At 61.0% G+C, this 18,152-nt stretch carries 20 protein-coding genes; 9 read left to right on the forward strand and 11 right to left on the reverse strand.

Annotation, left to right across the window (positions count from 1 at the left end; translation table 11 throughout):
• Position 1: 1 nt before the first annotated feature.
• From MHH62_RS10625 to MHH62_RS10635, 3 genes are read right to left on the reverse strand one after another with little or no spacing between them, the layout of a single operon-like run.
• The gene (locus MHH62_RS10625; RefSeq protein ID WP_019817655.1) at positions 2-328 is read right to left on the reverse strand and encodes a DUF3325 domain-containing protein; all 327 of its coding nucleotides are present in this window, start codon (positions 326-328) and stop codon (positions 2-4) included.
• Positions 328-1,902 carry a PepSY-associated TM helix domain-containing protein gene (locus MHH62_RS10630; protein ID WP_198833003.1) on the reverse strand — a complete coding sequence of 525 codons (1,575 nt, stop codon included), beginning with the start codon at positions 1,900-1,902 and terminating at the stop codon, positions 328-330. Before MHH62_RS10630 ends, MHH62_RS10625 begins: the two co-directional genes overlap by 1 nt.
• Positions 1,899-2,201: a DUF3649 domain-containing protein gene (locus MHH62_RS10635; protein ID WP_014717062.1), complete on the reverse strand. Its 303-nt coding sequence runs from the start codon at positions 2,199-2,201 to the stop codon at positions 1,899-1,901. The genes MHH62_RS10630 and MHH62_RS10635 overlap by 4 nt, the downstream gene beginning before the upstream one ends.
• Positions 2,202-2,372: 171 nt before the next feature.
• On the opposite strand from MHH62_RS10635, the gene MHH62_RS10640 reads away from it, so the two are divergent.
• The 3 genes from MHH62_RS10640 to fecA all read left to right on the forward strand — a co-directional run bounded on the left by MHH62_RS10640 (position 2,373) and on the right by fecA (position 6,227).
• On the forward strand, positions 2,373-2,861 hold the full coding sequence (locus MHH62_RS10640; RefSeq protein WP_014717061.1) for a sigma-70 family RNA polymerase sigma factor: 489 nt from the start codon (positions 2,373-2,375) through the stop codon (positions 2,859-2,861).
• Entirely contained in the window at positions 2,858-3,799 is a 942-nt protein-coding gene (locus MHH62_RS10645; RefSeq protein ID WP_058409890.1) for a FecR domain-containing protein, read from the forward strand. The genes MHH62_RS10640 and MHH62_RS10645 overlap by 4 nt, the downstream gene beginning before the upstream one ends.
• Before the next feature lie 91 nt (positions 3,800-3,890).
• Positions 3,891-6,227 (forward strand): TonB-dependent Fe(3+) dicitrate receptor FecA, encoded by a 2,337-nt coding sequence (fecA, locus tag MHH62_RS10650; protein ID WP_339232928.1) that lies wholly within the window; start codon positions 3,891-3,893, stop codon positions 6,225-6,227.
• 64 nt (positions 6,228-6,291) lie between these two features.
• Here the strand turns inward: fecA and MHH62_RS10655 are convergent, their stop codons facing one another.
• Positions 6,292-7,164, reverse strand: a complete 873-nt coding sequence (locus MHH62_RS10655; RefSeq protein WP_019817650.1) for a LysR family transcriptional regulator — start codon at positions 7,162-7,164, stop codon at positions 6,292-6,294.
• A gap of 104 nt (positions 7,165-7,268) precedes the next feature.
• On the opposite strand from MHH62_RS10655, the gene MHH62_RS10660 reads away from it, so the two are divergent.
• Positions 7,269-8,780: an MFS transporter gene (locus tag MHH62_RS10660; protein WP_339232929.1), complete on the forward strand. Its 1,512-nt coding sequence runs from the start codon at positions 7,269-7,271 to the stop codon at positions 8,778-8,780.
• 56 nt (positions 8,781-8,836) lie between these two features.
• On the opposite strand, the gene MHH62_RS10665 is transcribed toward MHH62_RS10660, so the two are convergent.
• Entirely contained in the window at positions 8,837-9,247 is a 411-nt protein-coding gene (locus tag MHH62_RS10665) for an HPF/RaiA family ribosome-associated protein (protein WP_003188815.1), read from the reverse strand.
• A gap of 213 nt (positions 9,248-9,460) precedes the next feature.
• Positions 9,461-10,408 carry a LysR substrate-binding domain-containing protein gene (locus tag MHH62_RS10670; RefSeq protein ID WP_014717056.1) on the reverse strand — a complete coding sequence of 316 codons (948 nt, stop codon included), beginning with the start codon at positions 10,406-10,408 and terminating at the stop codon, positions 9,461-9,463.
• A 137-nt stretch (positions 10,409-10,545) separates the two neighbouring features.
• Between MHH62_RS10670 and MHH62_RS10675 the strand changes: the two genes are divergently transcribed.
• The 3 genes from MHH62_RS10675 to MHH62_RS10685 all read left to right on the forward strand — a co-directional run bounded on the left by MHH62_RS10675 (position 10,546) and on the right by MHH62_RS10685 (position 13,856).
• A complete protein-coding gene (locus MHH62_RS10675; protein WP_103452160.1) occupies positions 10,546-11,922 on the forward strand; it encodes an L-serine ammonia-lyase in 1,377 nt (458 codons plus the stop codon).
• Positions 11,923-11,983: 61 nt separating this feature from the next.
• Positions 11,984-13,273: a serine/threonine transporter gene (locus MHH62_RS10680; protein WP_003188811.1), complete on the forward strand. Its 1,290-nt coding sequence runs from the start codon at positions 11,984-11,986 to the stop codon at positions 13,271-13,273.
• 265 nt (positions 13,274-13,538) lie between these two features.
• Complete coding sequence (locus tag MHH62_RS10685; RefSeq protein WP_034128674.1) at positions 13,539-13,856, forward strand: DUF3509 domain-containing protein; 318 nt, start codon at positions 13,539-13,541, stop codon at positions 13,854-13,856.
• Here MHH62_RS10685 and MHH62_RS10690 read toward each other — a convergent pair.
• The 4 genes from MHH62_RS10690 to MHH62_RS10705 all read right to left on the reverse strand — a co-directional run bounded on the left by MHH62_RS10690 (position 13,853) and on the right by MHH62_RS10705 (position 15,355).
• Positions 13,853-14,341, reverse strand: coding sequence for a phosphate-starvation-inducible PsiE family protein (locus MHH62_RS10690; RefSeq protein WP_014717052.1), 489 nt, complete (start codon positions 14,339-14,341; stop codon positions 13,853-13,855). The genes MHH62_RS10685 and MHH62_RS10690 overlap by 4 nt on opposite strands.
• A gap of 169 nt (positions 14,342-14,510) precedes the next feature.
• Entirely contained in the window at positions 14,511-14,780 is a 270-nt protein-coding gene (locus MHH62_RS10695; protein WP_014717051.1) for a type II toxin-antitoxin system RelE/ParE family toxin, read from the reverse strand.
• Positions 14,770-14,958 carry a hypothetical protein gene (locus MHH62_RS10700; RefSeq protein WP_014717050.1) on the reverse strand — a complete coding sequence of 63 codons (189 nt, stop codon included), beginning with the start codon at positions 14,956-14,958 and terminating at the stop codon, positions 14,770-14,772. The genes MHH62_RS10695 and MHH62_RS10700 overlap by 11 nt, the downstream gene beginning before the upstream one ends.
• A 151-nt stretch (positions 14,959-15,109) precedes the next feature.
• Positions 15,110-15,355: a DUF6124 family protein gene (locus tag MHH62_RS10705; RefSeq protein WP_014717049.1), complete on the reverse strand. Its 246-nt coding sequence runs from the start codon at positions 15,353-15,355 to the stop codon at positions 15,110-15,112.
• Positions 15,356-15,775: 420 nt separating this feature from the next.
• On the opposite strand from MHH62_RS10705, the gene MHH62_RS10710 reads away from it, so the two are divergent.
• Complete coding sequence (locus MHH62_RS10710) at positions 15,776-16,036, forward strand: YebG family protein (RefSeq protein ID WP_003188807.1); 261 nt, start codon at positions 15,776-15,778, stop codon at positions 16,034-16,036.
• A 55-nt stretch (positions 16,037-16,091) separates the two neighbouring features.
• On the opposite strand, the gene MHH62_RS10715 is transcribed toward MHH62_RS10710, so the two are convergent.
• Entirely contained in the window at positions 16,092-17,111 is a 1,020-nt protein-coding gene (locus MHH62_RS10715) for a Glu/Leu/Phe/Val dehydrogenase dimerization domain-containing protein (protein WP_014717048.1), read from the reverse strand.
• A 187-nt stretch (positions 17,112-17,298) separates the two neighbouring features.
• Here MHH62_RS10715 and MHH62_RS10720 point away from each other — a divergent pair, with 187 nt between their 5' ends.
• Positions 17,299-18,102, forward strand: a complete 804-nt coding sequence (locus MHH62_RS10720) for a transglutaminase family protein (RefSeq protein ID WP_339232931.1) — start codon at positions 17,299-17,301, stop codon at positions 18,100-18,102.
• The last annotated feature ends 50 nt before the right edge of the window (positions 18,103-18,152 follow it).

The raw sequence follows: 18,152 nt of genomic DNA on the forward strand, positions 1-18,152 counted from the left end.
CTCAAGAGAGAGCGAACGCCGCAACAGGGCTGGCCAACAGGGCGAGCCCCGCCAGGATCAAGGCCAGCCTTGGCCGATACGGCAACAGCAACACCAGCAGCAAGGCGCTGAGCATCAACACCGCGCACCACTCCACCAGGCCCTGACTCCAACCGGCGCCCAGCACCGACGGCCAGATCGACACGCCCAGCAACAACCAACCGCCCACCCGCAACCCCAGGCGCCGAATGGCTGTGGGTTTGCTGTGCAGCAATTCGCCGTGGTGACGGTCGGTGGACAAGCACAGTGCCATGAACCCGGCGTAGCACATCAATAGCGCTAGAAGCATCAGTTGGCCTGCTGCTTGAGTGTTAACCCGCGGGCACGCTCAGCCTTGGGTAGCGGCGCGCTGCGGTGGTGCATCTTCCAGGCTGCCCAGGCGAGGAACGCGCCACTGGCCAGGCAGGTGAGGTCGAAGCCGGCCATCGCCCAGTCGCCGCTTGGCACAGAGACACCCAAGTGATGCGAGGTGGTGATGGCGTTGAGCAATGGAATGGCGGCAAACAACAGCGCGCCGAAGCTCAGTTGCTCGACCCAGCCCTGGCGACCGCGCCGCAGCAAGGCGTGCAACAGGCTCAGGGCCCAGGCGATAAAGAACGCCTGCACTTCCCAGTCGGAACGCGCGGTGAAGCTCACCGGCAGCAGGCGGTTAGCCCAGAAAAACGCCGCGATGGCGATCATCAAGCCAGACATGCTGGCAATATTCAGCACTTCTACCAACCGCAGTTCAAAGGGCTTCACCGAGGCCTTGGCATGCTTGAGCTGGCGCTTGCCCAGCCAGATCACCAAGCCTGTGCCTATCATCGCCGTACCCGCCAGGCCGCAGATAAAGTACAGCCAGCGCAGCACCGGGCCGGCGAAATGGCCCATGTGCAAACCGTAGAAACTGCCACCGATGGCCGTCGCCAATGACGGCTCGGCACTGCCTCGCAACAGCTCGCCGGTGGTGCCGTTGAACGACAGGGTACTGCCGGAGGCATGCACTACGCTGTCGGAGCCGGCGCGAGACACATTGACCGAGGCGTTGACATCGCCGGGGTTGTTGACCGCCACACGCCCCACATGCCCGCCCGCCCACTGTTCCCGCGCCTGCTGGTACATCGGCATCAACGGCAGCAGTTTGCCCGGCTGGCCGAGGGCCGGCGCATTGTCAGTAGCGGGGAACAGCTCACTGAAAAACGCCCGGCTGTCGTCGCCATAGGACGCCACGATGGGCGCAGGCATGACCATGCTCATGAAAATCACCAGGCTGCTGTAGGTGATCATCAGGTGAAACGGCAGCACCAGCACACCCACCGCGTTGTGCCCGTCGAGCCAGGAGCGCTGGCCTTTGCGCGGGCGGAAGGTGAAGAAGTCCTTGAAGATTTTTTTATGGGTGATGATGCCGGTGATCAGTGCGACCAACATCACCATGGCGGCGATGGTCGACAGCCAGCGGCCCCACGGGTAAGGCATTTGCAGTTGGAAGTGGAAACGATAGAAGAACTCGCCGCCCTTGCTGTCGCGGGCCTGCACCGGTTGGCCGGTGACGGGGTCGAGGACTTTCTGGATGAAGGTACCGCGCTTGCCGGGTTCGAGCTTGTCTTGCCACATCACCGACAAACCGGGGTCGCGGCGGTTCGGCAAGGTAATGAACCAGCGTGCGGCGGAAGGCGCCTGCTGTTGCAGGTAGTTTTGCGCGACGGCGAGGCTGCGCCCATCGTCCAGGGGATGGGCCTGCACTTCTGGCTGCATCCAGTGGGTTATTTCATCTTTGAAATAGGCCAGGGTGCCGGTCAGGAAAATCGCGAACAGCAGCCAGCCGAAGATCAAGCCTGCCCAGGTGTGCAGCCAGGCCATGGCCTGGCGAAAGCCCTCTTTCATGTGCGAGCCATCCAGAAACCGATGCCGGCCAGGGTGGCCAAGAGTGCGCTCGGCACCATCACCCCTGCCCAGGCGCGCCATGCCGTGCGGCAGGCAAAACACCAGAGCACCGCCAGCAGGTAGAACACAAAGGAACTCATCATGCCGGTGACCACCGCATCGGCACGGGAGGTGGGCAGCCAGAGCGCCAGGCAGATGGCGGCCAGGGAGGCCATCAGATAACCGCCAATCACCGCCGCCAGCACGCGCGAGGTGACGGCGAGGCGGTAGGAAACGGGCAATGAGGTTTTGCTTTTCATGCGGCAGGCGCCTGGTTCATCAGCGCGCAATATTAATGATAAATATTCTCATAAGCAAAAGAGAACGGATGAATCACCTGCCTTGGCCGATTGCCGAACCTTGTCATGCGCCCTACAATGCGAACAATTCTTGTTCTCTAAAGCATGTCGAATGCTTGCGGAGTGATCGCGTTGCAGCCGTCCAACCCCGTCGAAGTGTTGTACAACGACCATCACCACTGGCTCACCGGCTGGTTGCGACGCAAGCTCGGCTGCCCGGAAAACGCCGCCGACCTGGCTCAGGACACCTTTATCCGCGTGCTCAGTGCCCGGGAAGCGCCAACGCTGATCGAGCCGCGCGCCTTCCTCACCACCGTGGCCAAGCGCGTGCTGTTCAACTTCTACCGCCGCCAGGACCTGGAGCGCGCCTACCTCGAGGCCTTGGCTCAGATGCCCGAACACGTGGCACCGTCGGAAGAAGACCGCGCAATCATCCTGCAAACCCTGCTGGAACTGGACCAACTGCTCGACGGCTTGCCCAAGCAGGTCAAACGCGCTTTCCTGCTGGCCCAACTCGACGGCCTGACCTACGCGCAAATCGGCGCGCAACTGGGCATCTCCATCGCCACCGTCAAACGCCACCTGACCAAAGCGGCCATGCGCTGCTACTTCGCCCTATGAATGTCTCCAGCCAAGTCGCCGAACAAGCCGTGCACTGGTTGCTGGAAATGCAGCAAGGCACGCTCAACCCACGCCAGCAGGCGGCCTGGCAGCAATGGTTGAATGCCCACAGCGAACACCAACGCGCGTGGGAGCAGATCCAGAGCGTCAACCAACGCCTGCGCGGCGTGCCCTCCCCCCTGGCCCACGCGGCGTTGAACGCGCCTACCTCCCGCAGCCGGCGTCAGGCGCTTAAATTACTGTTGATTGTGGGTGCCGGTTCGGCCGCCGCCTGGAGCCTGCGCCAGCAACATATCCTGCCGCCGCTGACGGCTGACTATCGCAGCCCGGTGGGCCAGCGCCGCACAGTACAACTGGCCGACGGCAGCCAGTTGCAGCTCAACACCGGCAGCGCGGTGGATGTGCATTTCGACGGCCAACAGCGCCTGGTGCGCTTGCTTGAAGGTGAAATCCTGCTCACCGCCCGTGCAGGCCAGACGCCGTTGCACGTGCTGACCGGCCAGGGCCTGCTCAGCAGCCAGGCTGCGCGCTTGACTGTGCGCCAGTTCAACGACCACACCCAACTGGCGGTACTGGCCGGCCAGGTCGAGGTGATGCCCAACCGCTACAACGGCTTGGCGCTGAGGGTCGATGCCGCGCACCAGGTCAATTTCACCCGCAAAGGCTGGGACACCCCACGCCCCACCGACGCCAACAGCGGCGCCTGGGCCGACGGCATGCTGGTGGCCGCACACATGCGCCTCGAAGACTTCCTCAATGAACTGGGACGCTACCGTCGCGGCCAGCTCCATTGCGATCCACACGTCGCCAACCTGCTGCTGTCCGGCAGCTACCCGCTGGACGACAGCGAACGCATCCTCGACCTACTGGAAATCAGCCTGCCGGTGAAAGTGCGGCGCTTTACGCGTTATTGGGTGACCGTGCAGGCACGGGTCTGAATTTATTTTACTTTTGTGTGAGCCGTTTTCCGCACCTGGCGTGACAGAGAAGGAAAGCCACCTTGATCCTTCCTTCTCAGGACCGCCCTTCATGCCCCAGCACCCGACGCTTCTCGCCCGTACACTGCGCCAACTCCTGCTCGGTGCCAGCCTCAGCCTGACCACACTGCCGGCGGTGATGGCAGCCGACGCCAAGGCGTACCACATCGCACCTACTACCCTGGAAGCGGCCCTGAATCAATTCGGTCGCGAAGCCGGCGTGTTGGTGTCCTTCGGTTCCGCCGTGACGGCCGGGATGCAAAGCCCTGGGTTGTCGGGCAGCTACAGCGCTGCCGAGGGCTTGCAAAAACTACTGGAAGGCACCGGCCTGCAAGCCCGCGCCGAGGGTGACAACGCTTACAGCCTGCAACCGGCTGGCGCCCCTGCGACCCTGGAGCTGCAGACCTCCAACGTGGTCGGCGACTGGCTCGGTGACGCGGCGCAAACCAATGTGTTCGAGCACCCCGGCGCCCGTGATGTGATCCGCCGCGAAGAATTCGAACGCCAGGGCGCCACTCAGGCTCGCGATGTGCTCAACCGTATCCCTGGCGTCAACGCCCCGGACAACAACGGCACCGGTAGCCACGACATGGCGCTGAACTTCGGCATTCGCGGGCTCAACCCGCGCCTGGCGTCGCGCTCCACCGTGCTGATGGATGGCATCCCGGTGCCCTTCGCGCCTTACGGCCAGCCGCAACTCTCCTTTGCGCCGATCAGCATGGGCAATATGGACGCGGTGGACGTGGTACGCGGCGGCGGTGCGGTGCGCTATGGCCCGCAAAACGTCGGTGGCATCGTCAACTTCGTCACCCGTGCCATCCCGGATGCGCCCACGGTCAAGGGCGGCTTGCAGACCGAGACCAGCCCCTCCTCCAGCCACGACGGCTTCAAGACCACCGGCAACTTGCTGGCCGGCGGCACTGCCGACAATGGCTTGGGGGGTGCGCTGCTGTACTCCGGCACCCGCGGCGGCGACTGGCGCGAAAACAGCAACACGCGCATCGATGACCTGATCCTCAAGGGCAAATACCAACTGGACGACGCCAACAGCTTCAACGCCATGGCACAGTACTACGAAGGCCAGGCCGACATGCCCGGTGGTTTGAACGTCAAGGACTACAAGGCCGACCCGTATCAGTCCACTCGGCCCTACGACAAGTTCTGGGGCCGCCGCACGATGTTCAACGTCGGCTACCGCTACGAGCAGGACCGCCGCGAATTCACGGTCAACAGCTTCTTCACCAAGACCCTGCGCAGCGGTTACCTGGACCAGGGCAGTTTCCTGTCGCTGTCGCCACGCGAATACTGGGTACGCGGCCTGGAAACCCGTTTCGCCCAAGGCTTCGACCTTGGCCCCACCAGCCACGAAGTGGGCGTCGGCTACCGCTATATCAATGAAGCCGGTCACGAGTTGCGCTATCGCACGCCGATTGCCGCCAACCAGCAAATCCCCACCACCAACAGTCGCAACGACCGCGACACCCGTGGCGGCACCGAGGCCAACGCGTTCTTTATCGACGACCGCATTGATATCGGCAAGTGGACCATCACTCCGGGCGTACGCTACGAGATGATCGAGTCCCAGCAGACCAACAACCTGAGCAACGTCAAATACAAGGGCGACTACAACACCGCACTGCCGGCGCTGAACGTGCTCTATCACCTCACCGATGACTGGAATCTCTACGCCAACACCGAAGGCTCGTTCGGCAGCGTGCAGTACAGCCAGATGCCCAACCGCGTGAACAGCGGCGAAGTGAAACCGGAAAAAGCCCGCACGTGGGAACTCGGCACGCGCTATGACAACGGCAATCTGCGTGCAGAAATCGGCGCGTTCCTGATTAACTTCGACAACCAGTACGACAGCAACCAGACCAACGACACGGTGATCGCCCGCGGTGAAACCCGTCACCAGGGCATCGAGTCGAGCATCAACTATGCGCTCGACGGCCTTAGCCCGGCGCTGGCCGGTTTCGATGTGTACGCCACTTACGCCTATGTGGACGCGACCATCCGCGAAGACGGGCCGAACAAAGGCAACCGCGTGCCCTTCTCGTCCAAGCACAAAGGCACCCTGGGCGTGGGTTACACCGAAGGCCCGTGGAAGCTGAATGTGGACAGCAGCTACCAGAGCAGCCAGTTCGCCGACAACGCCAACACCCAGGCCGAAAGCGCCGACGGTGCCAATGGACGCATCCCCGGCTACATGCTGTTCAGCAGCCGCGCAGCCTATGACTTCGGCCCGCAGTTGTCGGATCTGAATGTGGCGGTGGGGGTGAAGAACATCTTCAACAAGCAGTACTACACCCGCTCGTTCGACGACAACAACAAGGGCAAGTACGTGGGTGAGCCGCGCACGGTGTATGTGCAAACCTCTATCGCGTTCTGACTGCAATCTGCAGACTGCAACACCTCCCACAGTTGATTGTCGGTGTGTTTAGGATTGAATGGGGCTAGCTACCCGCCAGGCAACTCGGGGTGGCGGCCACCAACGCGTCAATGGCACACCGCGTCTTGGCCGGCATATGCGCCGCCGTCGGCCAGATCACATGGATCGGCGCAGGTTGCTCACGGTAGCTGGGCAGCACGGCCTGCAACTGCCCGCGCAGCGCATAGTGGGCAATCAACCAACTCGGCAACCAGGCCAGGCCTACGCCCGCGATAGCGGCATCGGCTACCGCCTGGAGGTCGTCCACGATCAAGGGCGAAGCCAGGCGCGAGCGCTGCGCGGTGTTGCTGCGGTAGGCAATGCCACGATGAGCGGCCAGGTCTTCGATACTGCCAATAGCACCCTTGCGCTGCAAATACGCCGGTGACGCCGCCAGCCCCATGGCCTGCTGACCCAAGCGGCGGGCACTCAGGCGGTCGGTGTCCGGCAACGGGCCGATGCGCACGGCCATATCGAAGCCTTCCTGCACCAAGTCGATCATGCGGTCGGAAAAACAAATGTCGATTTCCAGTTCCGGATAACGATCCAGCAAAGCCCATAACGCCGGCGCGGCATAGTGATGACCAAACGCCAGGGGCACGCTCACTCGCAAACGCCCGCGGGGTTGCTGACGGCCGCTTTCCAGCACGGACTCTGCCGCTTCCAGCTCCGCCAATGCGCGCAAGCAATGCTCGTAGTACGCCTGGCCATCCTCAGTCAACCGCTGGCGCCGGGTGGAACGCTGTAACAGGCAAGTGCCCAAACGCGCTTCCAGACGCGCCAGGCCCTTGCCCACCGCTGAACGCGTGAGGTTCAGGCGCTCGGCGGCTTCGGTGAGGTTGCCGCTTTCAACAATCTGCAGAAAGAGTTCGACACCATCAAAACGTGGGGTAGCCATGCTTAATTGTCGCCTTGTATTCCCTTGTCTAAGGAAAAGTTATCGCCAATAAAGAACCTGATTCCCGAGAGAATAGCCTCTCCCGCTTTCGAAAGGAATGTCGTATGTCCCGCGCCGCCGCACTCTCGGCCCTCACTCCCCCGCGCACCGCCAGGAACGGCCTGGCCCTCACCGCCGTCTGCCTGGTGGCCCTGATGTTCGGCCTGGAAATCTCCAGCGTGCCGGTCATCCTGCCGACGCTGGAACAGGAACTGGGCACGGGCTTTCAAGACGCCCAATGGATCATGAATGCCTACACCCTGGCCTGCACCAGCGTGCTGATGGCGGCGGGGACCCTGGCGGATCGCTTCGGTCGTCGGCGTGTGCTGGTGGTGTGTCTGTGGGTATTCGCCCTGGCCTCACTGGCCTGTGGCTTGGCCAACGATGCGCCGACACTGATCGCGGCGCGGTTCGTCCAGGGCATTGGGGCCGGGGCCATGATGATTTGCCAGTTCGCGATCTTGTCCCATCAGTTCCGCGAACCGGCAACGCGTGCGCGGGCCTTTGCGATATGGGGCGTGATCGCTGGCGTGGGCCTGGGTTTCGGACCGATGGTGGGAGCCTTGATCCTGGCCGTGGCGGACTGGCGCTGGGTGTTCCTGGTGCATGTACCGCTGACCCTGTTCACCTTGGCGTTGTTGCACATCAGCGTGCAGGAATCCCGCGACCCGGCCAACCATCGCCTCGACATCGCCGGCATGCTGACCATGACACTCACGGTGTTTGCGCTGGTTTATTTCATCACCCAGGGCAGCGAAATCGGCTTTGGCGCCCCGGCGATGCTCGGCTGGGCCGGCCTGGCGGTCTTCGGGCTGCTGCTGTTTATCTTGATTGAGCGGCGCAGCGCCCATTCGATGTTCGACTTCTCGGTGTTCCGCATCCAACGCTTCAATGGCGCGTTGATGGGCTCGATCGGCATGAACTTCAGCTTCTGGCCGTTCATGATTTACCTGCCGTTGTACTTCCAGGCAGGCCTGGGTTACGACACGCTGACCACCGGCGCCGCCCTGCTCGCCTATACCTTGCCCACTTTGCTGGTGCCGCCGCTGGCCGAACGCCTGGCCCTGCGCTTTGGCGCCGAACGCATCATTCCCTTGGGCCTGGGGACAATGGGCGCAGGGTTCATGGGGATGGCCGCCGTTAATTACGCCGGACAACCCAGCACCGCGCTGGTGCTGCTCAGTTGCGTGATCGCCGGTATCGGGCTGGCGTTGACCAATTCGCCGACCACCAACACCACCACCGGCTCCGTCTCGAATGACCGCGCAGGCATGGCCTCGGGCATCGACTTCAGCGCACGGCTGATCACCCTCGCGCTCAATATCGCGCTGATGGGCCTGGTGCTGTTGTTGGGGATCAGCCACAACCTGGCCCACGTGCTGCCTGACAGCACAACACTGGAGTGGACAAGACTCAGCCAGCATATTGCCGCCGGCAAGCTGGATGCGCCGGGGCTGACCGTTCAGGATGCGCAAACAGCGCTGCGCAGCGGCGCCGGCTGGGCCATGTTGTTTGCGGGGTTGGGCGCCTGCGGGCTGGCGATGCTGAGCCGGCATTTCTTCCGGCGTGAGCGCTGAACGAAAAACGGGCCTGCATGTGCAGGCCCGTTTTCAGTGGGGGAATAAAAAAACAATCAGCCGTTAATAGCAGCGTTTTCGTTTTCCAGGAATTCCTCTTCCAAAGCGTCTTCGTTCACTTTGTTGATTGGCTGGTTTTTACCGGCAGCGCGCGGCTTGCCTTGCAGTTTGCCAAACAGATGTTCCAGTGCGTGGTCGAGCTTGACTGCGGCGCCATCGATCGCTTGCTCCAGCGTATCGGCTTTATGGCACACGGAAACTGGTTGATGGCCCTTTGGCCGTGCTTCCAGACGGCAACTCAAATCGTGAGGGCCGGGCTTGTCGCCGTTCTCGTCTCGCAGGTAGACCTCTACACGGGTCAGGTCTTCTTCGTAGCGTTCGAGCGTGCTCTCAATGGTAGTACGTACCCACTCCTCCAGTCGGATGCTGCTTTCAATATGGTTATCGCTATTGACTTGGATTTGCATAGTTCTTCCCTTATTTCAGCTAGCTCGCCAGAGGTCACAAACTGCAACACCGGGGTGGTGAAACCATGACCTCTTGATTACACAATTGAGCACCTGCTGAAACATTTCAACCCCTTTGCAAAGATAAATCCTACATTACAAATTAACCCTGACGACGAGCAAAAACGCTGGTAGGGTGGGGAGTTAGTTACAACTTCTTACGTCCTGTTTTCCTCACAATTGCTCCTCTCCCAACGGGTGCAAGCTGCGAAAAATCCCCGCTTCCTCCACCAGCCAATCATGCACCGCACGCACGCCCGGATGGTTCAACGCGCCCGGCGCATACAGCAGTACATAGCGTTTATGGTTGGGCACCGCCAGGCCGAACGGCACGATCAGGGTGCCGCGCTCCAGCTCATCGTTCAGCAAGGTGCGCCGCGCAATCGCTACGCCCATGCCGGCAATGGCGGCTTCGATGGTCAAGTGGTTGCGGTTGAAGGTGTGCCCGCGCCGTACGTCGGCACCGTGGTAGCCGATGGCATTGAGGTAAAACTCCCACTCGGCATATTCATAACTCCCACGCCAGGCCGTGATGTCGTGCAGCAGCGGGAAATGCGCCAAATCCGCCGGGCCATGCAAGGGCGGGCGGCCACGCAACAGGCTGGGGGCGCACACCGGGAATATCTGTTCATCCAACAGGGCTGTGGATAACAACCCAGGGTAGCTGCCGTCGTTCAGGTCGATGGCCAGGTCGAAGTCGCCTTCATGCAGGGCGATGCTGCTGTCTTCGGCGACCATGCGCAGTTGAATGTCCGGAAAACGCTGCTGAAAACGTGGCAGACGCGGGGTCAGCCACTTGCCCAGAAACGAGGGGATCGAACGCAGGCGCAAGGTGCCGCTGATCATCCCGGCGTCCAGGCGCTGCAGTTCGGCATCAATGCTGCCATAAGCCTCCCCCACCACGGCCGCCAGGCGCTGCCCCTCGGCGCTGAGTTCAACGCCTCGCGCACGCCGATGAAACAGTCGAAAGCCCAGGCGCTCCTCCAGTTGGCGAATTTGCTGGCTCACCGCTCCGGGCGTGATGTGCAGTTCTTCGGCGCAGCGGGTGAACGACAGATGCCGTGCGGCGCAGGAAAACACATGCAACCAGACATAGGTCTGGCCGTGGAGGGGGCGAGTCATAGTGTTTAGTCCTGCTAAAGGGTGTCTTAGGATAATTCGTTGGTCAGTGCCGAGCCAGAGGCTCAGTATCGCGCCAATTCCGCCTGCTCTACAAAACATGGCAGCGATTTCTACTCCATTGCTTGTAAGGCTTTAGCATGGCTATCAGTGTTTTCGATCTATTCAAGGTGGGCATCGGCCCATCCAGTTCCCACACCGTCGGCCCGATGCGCGCTGCCGCGACGTTCGCCCAAGCCCTGACCGACCAGCATGTGCTCAGCCAAACCCGTCGCGTCGAAGTGCGCCTGTATGGCTCGCTGTCCGCTACCGGTGTCGGCCATGCCACCGACCGCGCCTGTGTCATGGGCTTGATGGGTGAATGGCCAGACCGCGTCGACCCCACCTCGATCAATGCGCGTATCCAGCAACTGCGCGAGTCCGGCCAATTGCTGCTGGCGGGCTCTCACGCAATTGCTTTCAACTGGCACACCGACTTGCTGCTGCTGGACGAAAGCCTGCCGTACCACCCCAACGCCATGTCCTTGCACGCCTATGGCGACAGCGGCCTGCTGAGCGAACAAACCTATTACTCGGTGGGCGGTGGTTTCATCATCGAAGCCGCCGAAGCTGCATCAGGCATTGCGCCCACCAGCGATGTGCAATTGCCCTATGATTTTTCCAGTGCGGTGGAACTGCTGGCCTTGTGCAACAAGCACGGCCTGCGGGTATCCGAACTGATGATGGCCAACGAACGGGCGTGGCGCAGCGACGAAGAAATCCGCAGCGGCCTGCTGCATATCTGGTCGGTGATGCGCGAGTGCGTGGAACAGGGCCTGCGCGATGAAGGCATCCTGCCCGGTGGCCTGGATGTACCCCGTCGCGCCGCGAAGCTGCACCGCAGCCTGTTGGAAATCGGCAAGCCCAACGTGATCACCTCGACCTTGTCGGCGATGGAATGGGTCAACCTGTTCGCCCTCGCCGTCAACGAAGAAAACGCCGCCGGCGGACGCATGGTCACCGCCCCGACCAATGGCGCGGCCGGAATTATCCCGGCAGTGCTGCATTACTACATGAAATTCAACGCCGACGCGTCTGACGACGACGTGGTCAATTTCTTCCTGGCCGCCGCTGCCGTCGGCATCCTCTGCAAGAAAAACGCCTCCATCTCCGGCGCCGAAGTCGGCTGCCAGGGCGAGGTGGGCTCGGCCTGCGCCATGGCCGCTGCCGGCCTGGCCGATATCCTCGGTGCCACCCCGGAGCAACTGGAAAACGCCGCCGAAATCGGCCTGGAACACAACCTCGGCCTGACCTGCGACCCGGTCGGTGGCCTGGTACAGGTGCCCTGCATCGAGCGCAATGCCATTGCGGCGGTCAAGGCGATCAACGCCACGCAGATGGCCCTGCGCGGCGACGGCAAACACTTCATCTCCCTCGACCGGGTCATCCGCACCATGCGCGATACCGGCGCCGATATGCATGACAAATACAAAGAAACTTCACGGGGCGGCCTGGCGGTCAGCTGGGTGGAGTGCTGATCGGAGCACTGCTACCCGCCCCAACGTGAGCCCGCGCAAAAATAATAACGAGGCAATACCGATGACTGATGTACGTACACCTGCTGCCGAAAATCCCGATGTCAGAGAAAGCACAGTAACCACCGGCTGGACCAAACACGACACCACCTGGATGCTCGGCCTCTATGGCACCGCCATCGGCGCGGGCACCCTGTTCCTGCCGATCAATGCCGGCGTAGGCGGCTTCTGGCCGCTGATCGTGCTGGCATTGCTGGCATTTCCGATGACCTTCTTCGCCCACCGTGGGCTGACGCGCTTTGTGCTGTCAGGCAAATCCGGCGACATCACCGAAGTGGTCGAGGAACACTTTGGTGTCGGCGCCGGCAAGCTGATCACCCTGCTGTATTTCTTTGCGATCTTCCCGATCCTGCTGGTGTACAGCGTGGCGCTGACCAACACCCTCGGCAGTTTCATGGAGCACCAATTGCACATGGCGCCCCCGCCCCGGGCGATTCTGTCGCTGGTGCTGATCCTCGGCCTGATGGCCATCGTGCGTTGCGGCCAGGGCGTGATCGTCAAGGCCATGAGCGTGCTGGTGTACCCCTTCGTGGCCGCCTTGCTGCTGCTGGCGTTCAGCCTGATTCCCAACTGGAACGGCGCGTTCTTCGCCTCCGCCAGCGAAGGCATGCCGTTGCCGCTGTTCTTCAAGACGTTGTGGCTGGCGATCCCGGTAATGGTGTTCTCGTTCAACCATTCGCCGATCATCTCCGCCTTTGCCGTGGACCAGAAGCGCGTCTACGGCGCCCAGGCCGAGCGCAAAAGCAGCGGCATCCTGGCCACCGCCCACGGCATGATGGTGCTGACCGTGATGTTCTTCTGCTTCAGCTGCGTGCTGGCGCTGTCACCGGCGGACCTGGCCGCTGCCAAGGCGCAGAACATCTCGATCCTGTCGTACCTGGCCAACCACTTCCAGACGCCGGTGATTGCCTACGCCGCACCGTTGATCGCGCTGGTGGCGATCACCAAATCCTTCCTGGGCCACTACATTGGTGCCAGCGAAGGCTTCCAAGGCTTGATCGTCAAATCCCTGCGCGGGCGCAACCGTTCGATGTCGGCGAAATGGCTGGAACGCTGCACCGCGTTGTTCATGGTGCTGACGTGCTGGGCCGTGGCCACCTTCAACCCGAGCATCCTGGGCATGATCGAAACCATGGGCGGACCGATCATCGCGTGCCTGCTGTTCCTGATGCCGATGTACGCAATTCGCCGCGTGCCATCTTTGCGCCAGTATTCAGGCCAGGCATCGAATGTGTTTGTGGTAGTCATCGGGCTGATTGCGCTGTCTGCGATCGTTTTTTCCGTAATGCCCTGAATTAGCTCACGACATACATCCAATGTGGGAGCGGGCTTGCCCGCGATAGCGATCATTCAGCCAACTATTGATTGGCTGATACACCGCAATCGCAGGCAAGCCCGCTCCCACATTTGGATTTCTGTGCCGGGTAAATCGCTGTACGGCACGGCCTTTGCTGTAGAGCTTTTGAGGAAAACGGAATTTGGCCAGTGGTCAGGCGATGCGAACTAATCCCGACACCGGCCGTCAATGACTGCATGTTCTTATCAGGCGGTAACGCACCATGGACAATCCTTTTCAGATCATCACCGACACGTTCAGCCCCCAATACCGCGTCAACCTGAGCATCCAACGGCTGGACGGCAGCATCATGCTCACCCTCTCTGACGAGACTGGCGTAGTGGCCAAGCGCATGATCAGCGCCGAACAACGCAACGACCCGCAGCGCCTCAGGCGCCTGGTGCAAAGCATCCAGTTCGGCATCGCCATCGAACAGGGCCACAGCGCCGTGGAAATCCTGGAGCTGATGACGGACGGCGACAGCCACAAACTCCTGCAGCGACCGCCCGCCCGTACCCTGCCCTTCAGCGTGGGGCTTTAAAGCTCGCCTTTCTCGGTCTCAAGGCTCGCCTCGCCCTTGCGACGCGGGCTTTCGACCTTCACCGAAGGGAAGGCAGACGACGCATAGCGCACCACCAGGATCGCAAACGCCAACAGCAGAATCCCGCCGCACAGGTAGATGATGCCCAGATCCGGCGGGTTGTGATGAGACACGTTGGAGATCAGCAAACGCGTGAGCGCGGTAATCGCCACGTAGATCAGGAAGCGCACCGGCATGTGGTTGGTCTTGAAGTAAATCCCGACCATGGCACCCAGTTCCAGGTAGATGAACAGCAGCAAGATGTCATCGATCTTGATGTGCCCGTTCTCCAGCATCCCCAGAAATTCCATCACCGCCGCCCATGCGGTCACCGCACCAATGGCGAACAGCGCCAGGTAATGGAACGACTCGACAAACAGATTGCCCAGGGACTCGGCTAGCCCGTGCACTTGCTGGCGCAGCCTTTCGGCCCAGTTGATTTTCACGATGATGCTTCCTTAGGTCGATTCGACCGGATAATGCCGGTTGGACGTGACGGTTGTTCTGTATGCAGAAACAAGGCCAGAGGGCAGGCATGAGATGATGACTGGCTAGCATGAGGCACGCAGGAGGATGAGCAGAGTAGATCTTTTGCTCATCCGAAAAACGAAAACTTCAAGGATATCGCTGGCGTGCGTGTAAAACCGAGAGAATCCGAATATTGTCTGTCACTTTGTATACAACCAGATAATTCGGATGTACCACCATCTCTCGTGTTCCGCCGATTCTGCCGGGGCGGTAAAGATGGGGTCTGCGCGAGAGGGCAAGCACTGAAGCTTCGATTGATCGCTTAAGCTCAAGCGCTGCTACAGGATTACGATGACTGAGGTACTCAATAATTTGCCGGAGTTCTACCCGCGCTGCTGGCAGCCATTCAATCAGCATCGCCTTTCTTGAGTTTAGATTCGATCAGCGCTTGCATCTCGGCCATCACCTCGTCGTGAGGAATGCCAGGGCTTGGGTCATCAAGAGCGGCCTGCACTCTCGCGCGAAACCAGCGGTCGTAGCTGTCAGCCTGCTCTTCGATATCTGCTTGGATACCTGAGGAAAAGGAAGTGTCCATAAAAGCCTCCGTTGTTGATGTAAAAGGAGTCTAGTCGCTAGCGTTTTCGCTGTCGTGCTCCCGGCGATGAAGTGAGTAACAGAAAAAATCCGTGTTCACCAATCACTTTTTAGACCGTCCCCACAGGCGTGGGAACGATCAGATCATGGCATCAAGCTGGTGCAATTTGCTCCAGCGCTCGATCGACCAGCAGACCGCCCATTTCAATCAGTTGATGAATCGCCAGGACCAAGCTTCGCTGTGGACCATCAAGGTCGAATGCCAGGGTACTGGCCATCTCACGGGCGCTGTTCAAGGTTTCGCTGGCGTTTGCCAGCAAGGTTTCTGTATCAGCTTCAGGAGTGACACTGAAAAGCACTGACTCGGTAGACGGGGGGGTGGGTGTGTGTTTCTTCATCGACTAGTTCCTTAGTTAAGAAACCATCACCGTCTGCCGCCAAGCAGATTGGGTGACGGATTGCACAAGGTTGGCGGACCGGTAAGGAACAACCCGGCACCCCGAAGGGTCCATGCGCAACCCGCCATAAAAACAAGAGTGCCGTGTAAAAACCCAGCAATCTCATAGGGGGTCGTTGCGCTTCCTTGGTGGGCCGCCAAGCCCGCTCGCTGCAAATGCAGCGCCCGAAGAAGGTAAGCCACCGGACAATTCCAGCGCAACCCCGGCAAGTTGTCAGAAATTTCCGGTGTAGCAAACCCCAATTTCCCAACTACATTAAAAACCTACTACCCAAACCCCAGCGTTTGGCTTATCCTTTTCGCTGTATATAAATACAGTAGTCGCAAAAGACAACTATCGTGAAGGCATGTGAGGTGGTGAATGGCCGTCGAAGTGGTATACCGCAGCAGCCGAGATCTGGAGCGTTTGTTCATGGATAAAGCCGAAGCTGACCGTCATGACAAGATGCTTGAACTCGCTGAGTTGCTGGCAGAGGTGTTGCAAAAAGCCGTGCCGTCGTTGAGCGAGCAGCAGGTGGAGGAAGCCGGGATTTACATGGCGAAGAACCGTGATGTATTTGCCAAGGCGTTCAAGAGCCAACCGGACGCGCTGTCCGAGTTGCTGAACCCGGCAGCCGAGTAAAGCCCGAATTGAACAGGCCCTGAATCATGGATTCAGGGCCTTTTTAATGCCTGGCCTATTTGTACAGCAAGCGTTCGGCCAGTTCATCGGCCACCCGCGCGGGGGAGCGTTTTTCGGCTTGGGCGTGGGCAAAGATTTCGGTCAGGCGGCTGCCGATGTTCGACAGGTGTGCGGTGATGCCAGGCAGGTCGGTGCCGGCGTGTTTGAGGGCGACGTAGATCAGCCCGCCAGAGTTGATCACGTAGTCTGGCGCGTAGAGGATGCCGCGGCCTTCCAATTGGTCGGCGATGTCCAGGTTGGTCAGTTGTGCGCTGGCCGCACCCGCCACGGCGGCGCAACGCAACTGGCCGACGCTGTTACGGTTGAACACGGCGCCGACGCCGCACGGTGCGAGGATATCGCAGGGGGTGCTGAGCAAGGCGTCGTTGGCAATCGGGTGGGCGCCCAGTTGCTCCATGGCCAGTTGCACCTTGCCGTGGTCGATATCGCTGACCAGCAGTTCGGCACCGGCGGCGTGCAATTGTTCGGCCAGGGCATAACCGACATTCCCCAGGCCTTGCACCGCGACGCGCAGGCCCTCGAGGTTGTCGCTGCCCAGGCGCGCCATGGCGGTAGTGCGGATACCGGCAAACACCCCCATGGCAGCATGAGGGGCAGGGTCTCCGGCGGCGGTGGTGCTGGTGACAAAGCGAGTGTTCTGGGCGATGCAGTCCATGTCGGCAACCGAGGTACCGCTGTCGATCGAGGTGATGAAGCGGCCGTCGAGTTTTTCCACACAACGGCCAAACGCCTCGAACAGCGCCGCACGGCTTTCCACGTGCACGGGGCGGATGATCACCGCCGTGCCGCCGCCCACCGGCAGCCCGGCCAGTGCCGCTTTGTAGCTCATGCCTTGCGCCAGGCGCGCGGCATCGGCCACGGCGGTTTCATCATTAGGGTAAGCCAGGTAACGACAGCCACCCAACGCTGGGCCCAGGCGACTGTTGTGGATGGCGATGATCGCCTTCAAGCCGGTCACCGGATCAACGCTCAGGTGCAGCGATTCAAGGCGGGTGCTGTGCATGAGCGCAAACATCAATGAGCTCCCGAATCACTTCTGGTAGTGGGCCAAGTATAGGCTTGCGGCAGAAAGCTGCTGGATTGCGCTGGAATAAGCCGCGCGTTTTCGTGGGATCTACGACATAAGAGTTTGGGATATCTCTCAAGATGCTGGACGAAAATTCGCAGCAAGGCTAAAACGGGGGCATACGCCGGAGAACTCAATGAATCCCCGCACAGCCTTTTTCGCCTGCCTGGACCGTTCACCCCCCGCGCTGTTTGAAGCCGCGTTGTGGATTGCTGCCGAGCATGACGCCAGCGTGCAGCCCGCGTTGATCCTGCACGACCTTGGTGCGCTACAACAACAGGTGAGCCTGGGCATGCCCTTGCTACCGGCGGATGAACTCGGCCAGCCGCTACTGCGGCGCATGAATGACCTGGGGTTTGCCCAGGATGACCATACGCCGTTGCGCCCCGCCGCCGCGCTGCTGGACAAAGTGCTGCAACGCAAACGCGGGCAACCCTTGGCCATGGGCCTGATCGCACTGGAGATGGCACGGCGCCTGGATATCCCCATGGTCGGCGTGAACTTCCCTGGGCACTTCCTGCTGCGGGTACCGGGAGCCGATCACCTGTTGGACCCTTGCGGCGGCCGGCGCCTGTACCCCAACGACTGCCGGGAGTTGCTGGCGCGCCAATATGGGTCGAAGCTGAAATTGCAGGCCGACCACCTGCTGACCGCCGAGCCACGGGCCATCCTGCAACGGCTGTCGCGCAACCTGCGCCAACTCTACCTTGCCAACGACGAGCCACTGGCCGCCCTGGTGGACGCCGAGCGCGTACTGGAACTGGGCAACGCCAGCGCCTCCGACTACCTGGCGCGGGCCAGCCTGTATCAACGCCTGGACTGCCCCAGCGCCGAACGCTTCGACCTGGAACACGCGCTGCTGCTCAGCGACGACCCTATCCAGCGTCTGCGCCTGACCGAGCGGCTGGGGCACCTGCCGCCCAATTCAGTAATGCACTGACCCAACCCCCAACTGTAGGAGCGAGCTTGCTCGCGAAGAACGCAAGGGCA

The organism is Pseudomonas sp. FSL L8-0168 (assembly GCF_037976155.1).
In the GTDB taxonomy this organism is placed as follows: Bacteria; Pseudomonadota; Gammaproteobacteria; order Pseudomonadales; family Pseudomonadaceae; genus Aquipseudomonas; species Aquipseudomonas paracarnis.

Excerpts from the sequence above, each read along its gene's own strand:
- MHH62_RS10685 (WP_034128674.1), top strand. The coding sequence starts at position 13,539 with ATGGACAATCCTTTTCAGATCATCACCGACACGTTCAGCCCCCAATAC.
- MHH62_RS10680 (WP_003188811.1), top strand. The coding sequence starts at position 11,984 with ATGACTGATGTACGTACACCTGCTGCCGAAAATCCCGATGTCAGAGAA.
- MHH62_RS10720 (WP_339232931.1), top strand. The coding sequence starts at position 17,299 with ATGAATCCCCGCACAGCCTTTTTCGCCTGCCTGGACCGTTCACCCCCC.
- fecA (WP_339232928.1), top strand. The coding sequence starts at position 3,891 with ATGCCCCAGCACCCGACGCTTCTCGCCCGTACACTGCGCCAACTCCTG.
- MHH62_RS10710 (WP_003188807.1), top strand. The coding sequence starts at position 15,776 with ATGGCCGTCGAAGTGGTATACCGCAGCAGCCGAGATCTGGAGCGTTTG.
- MHH62_RS10670 (WP_014717056.1), bottom strand. The coding sequence starts at position 10,408 with ATGACTCGCCCCCTCCACGGCCAGACCTATGTCTGGTTGCATGTGTTT.
- MHH62_RS10700 (WP_014717050.1), bottom strand. The coding sequence starts at position 14,958 with ATGGACACTTCCTTTTCCTCAGGTATCCAAGCAGATATCGAAGAGCAG.
- MHH62_RS10630 (WP_198833003.1), bottom strand. The coding sequence starts at position 1,902 with ATGAAAGAGGGCTTTCGCCAGGCCATGGCCTGGCTGCACACCTGGGCA.
- MHH62_RS10695 (WP_014717051.1), bottom strand. The coding sequence starts at position 14,780 with ATGCTGATTGAATGGCTGCCAGCAGCGCGGGTAGAACTCCGGCAAATT.
- MHH62_RS10665 (WP_003188815.1), bottom strand. The coding sequence starts at position 9,247 with ATGCAAATCCAAGTCAATAGCGATAACCATATTGAAAGCAGCATCCGA.
- MHH62_RS10675 (WP_103452160.1), top strand. The coding sequence starts at position 10,546 with ATGGCTATCAGTGTTTTCGATCTATTCAAGGTGGGCATCGGCCCATCC.
- MHH62_RS10645 (WP_058409890.1), top strand. The coding sequence starts at position 2,858 with ATGAATGTCTCCAGCCAAGTCGCCGAACAAGCCGTGCACTGGTTGCTG.
- MHH62_RS10660 (WP_339232929.1), top strand. The coding sequence starts at position 7,269 with ATGTCCCGCGCCGCCGCACTCTCGGCCCTCACTCCCCCGCGCACCGCC.
- MHH62_RS10715 (WP_014717048.1), bottom strand. The coding sequence starts at position 17,111 with ATGTTTGCGCTCATGCACAGCACCCGCCTTGAATCGCTGCACCTGAGC.
- MHH62_RS10655 (WP_019817650.1), bottom strand. The coding sequence starts at position 7,164 with ATGGCTACCCCACGTTTTGATGGTGTCGAACTCTTTCTGCAGATTGTT.
- MHH62_RS10705 (WP_014717049.1), bottom strand. The coding sequence starts at position 15,355 with ATGAAGAAACACACACCCACCCCCCCGTCTACCGAGTCAGTGCTTTTC.
- MHH62_RS10625 (WP_019817655.1), bottom strand. The coding sequence starts at position 328 with ATGCTTCTAGCGCTATTGATGTGCTACGCCGGGTTCATGGCACTGTGC.
- MHH62_RS10635 (WP_014717062.1), bottom strand. The coding sequence starts at position 2,201 with ATGAAAAGCAAAACCTCATTGCCCGTTTCCTACCGCCTCGCCGTCACC.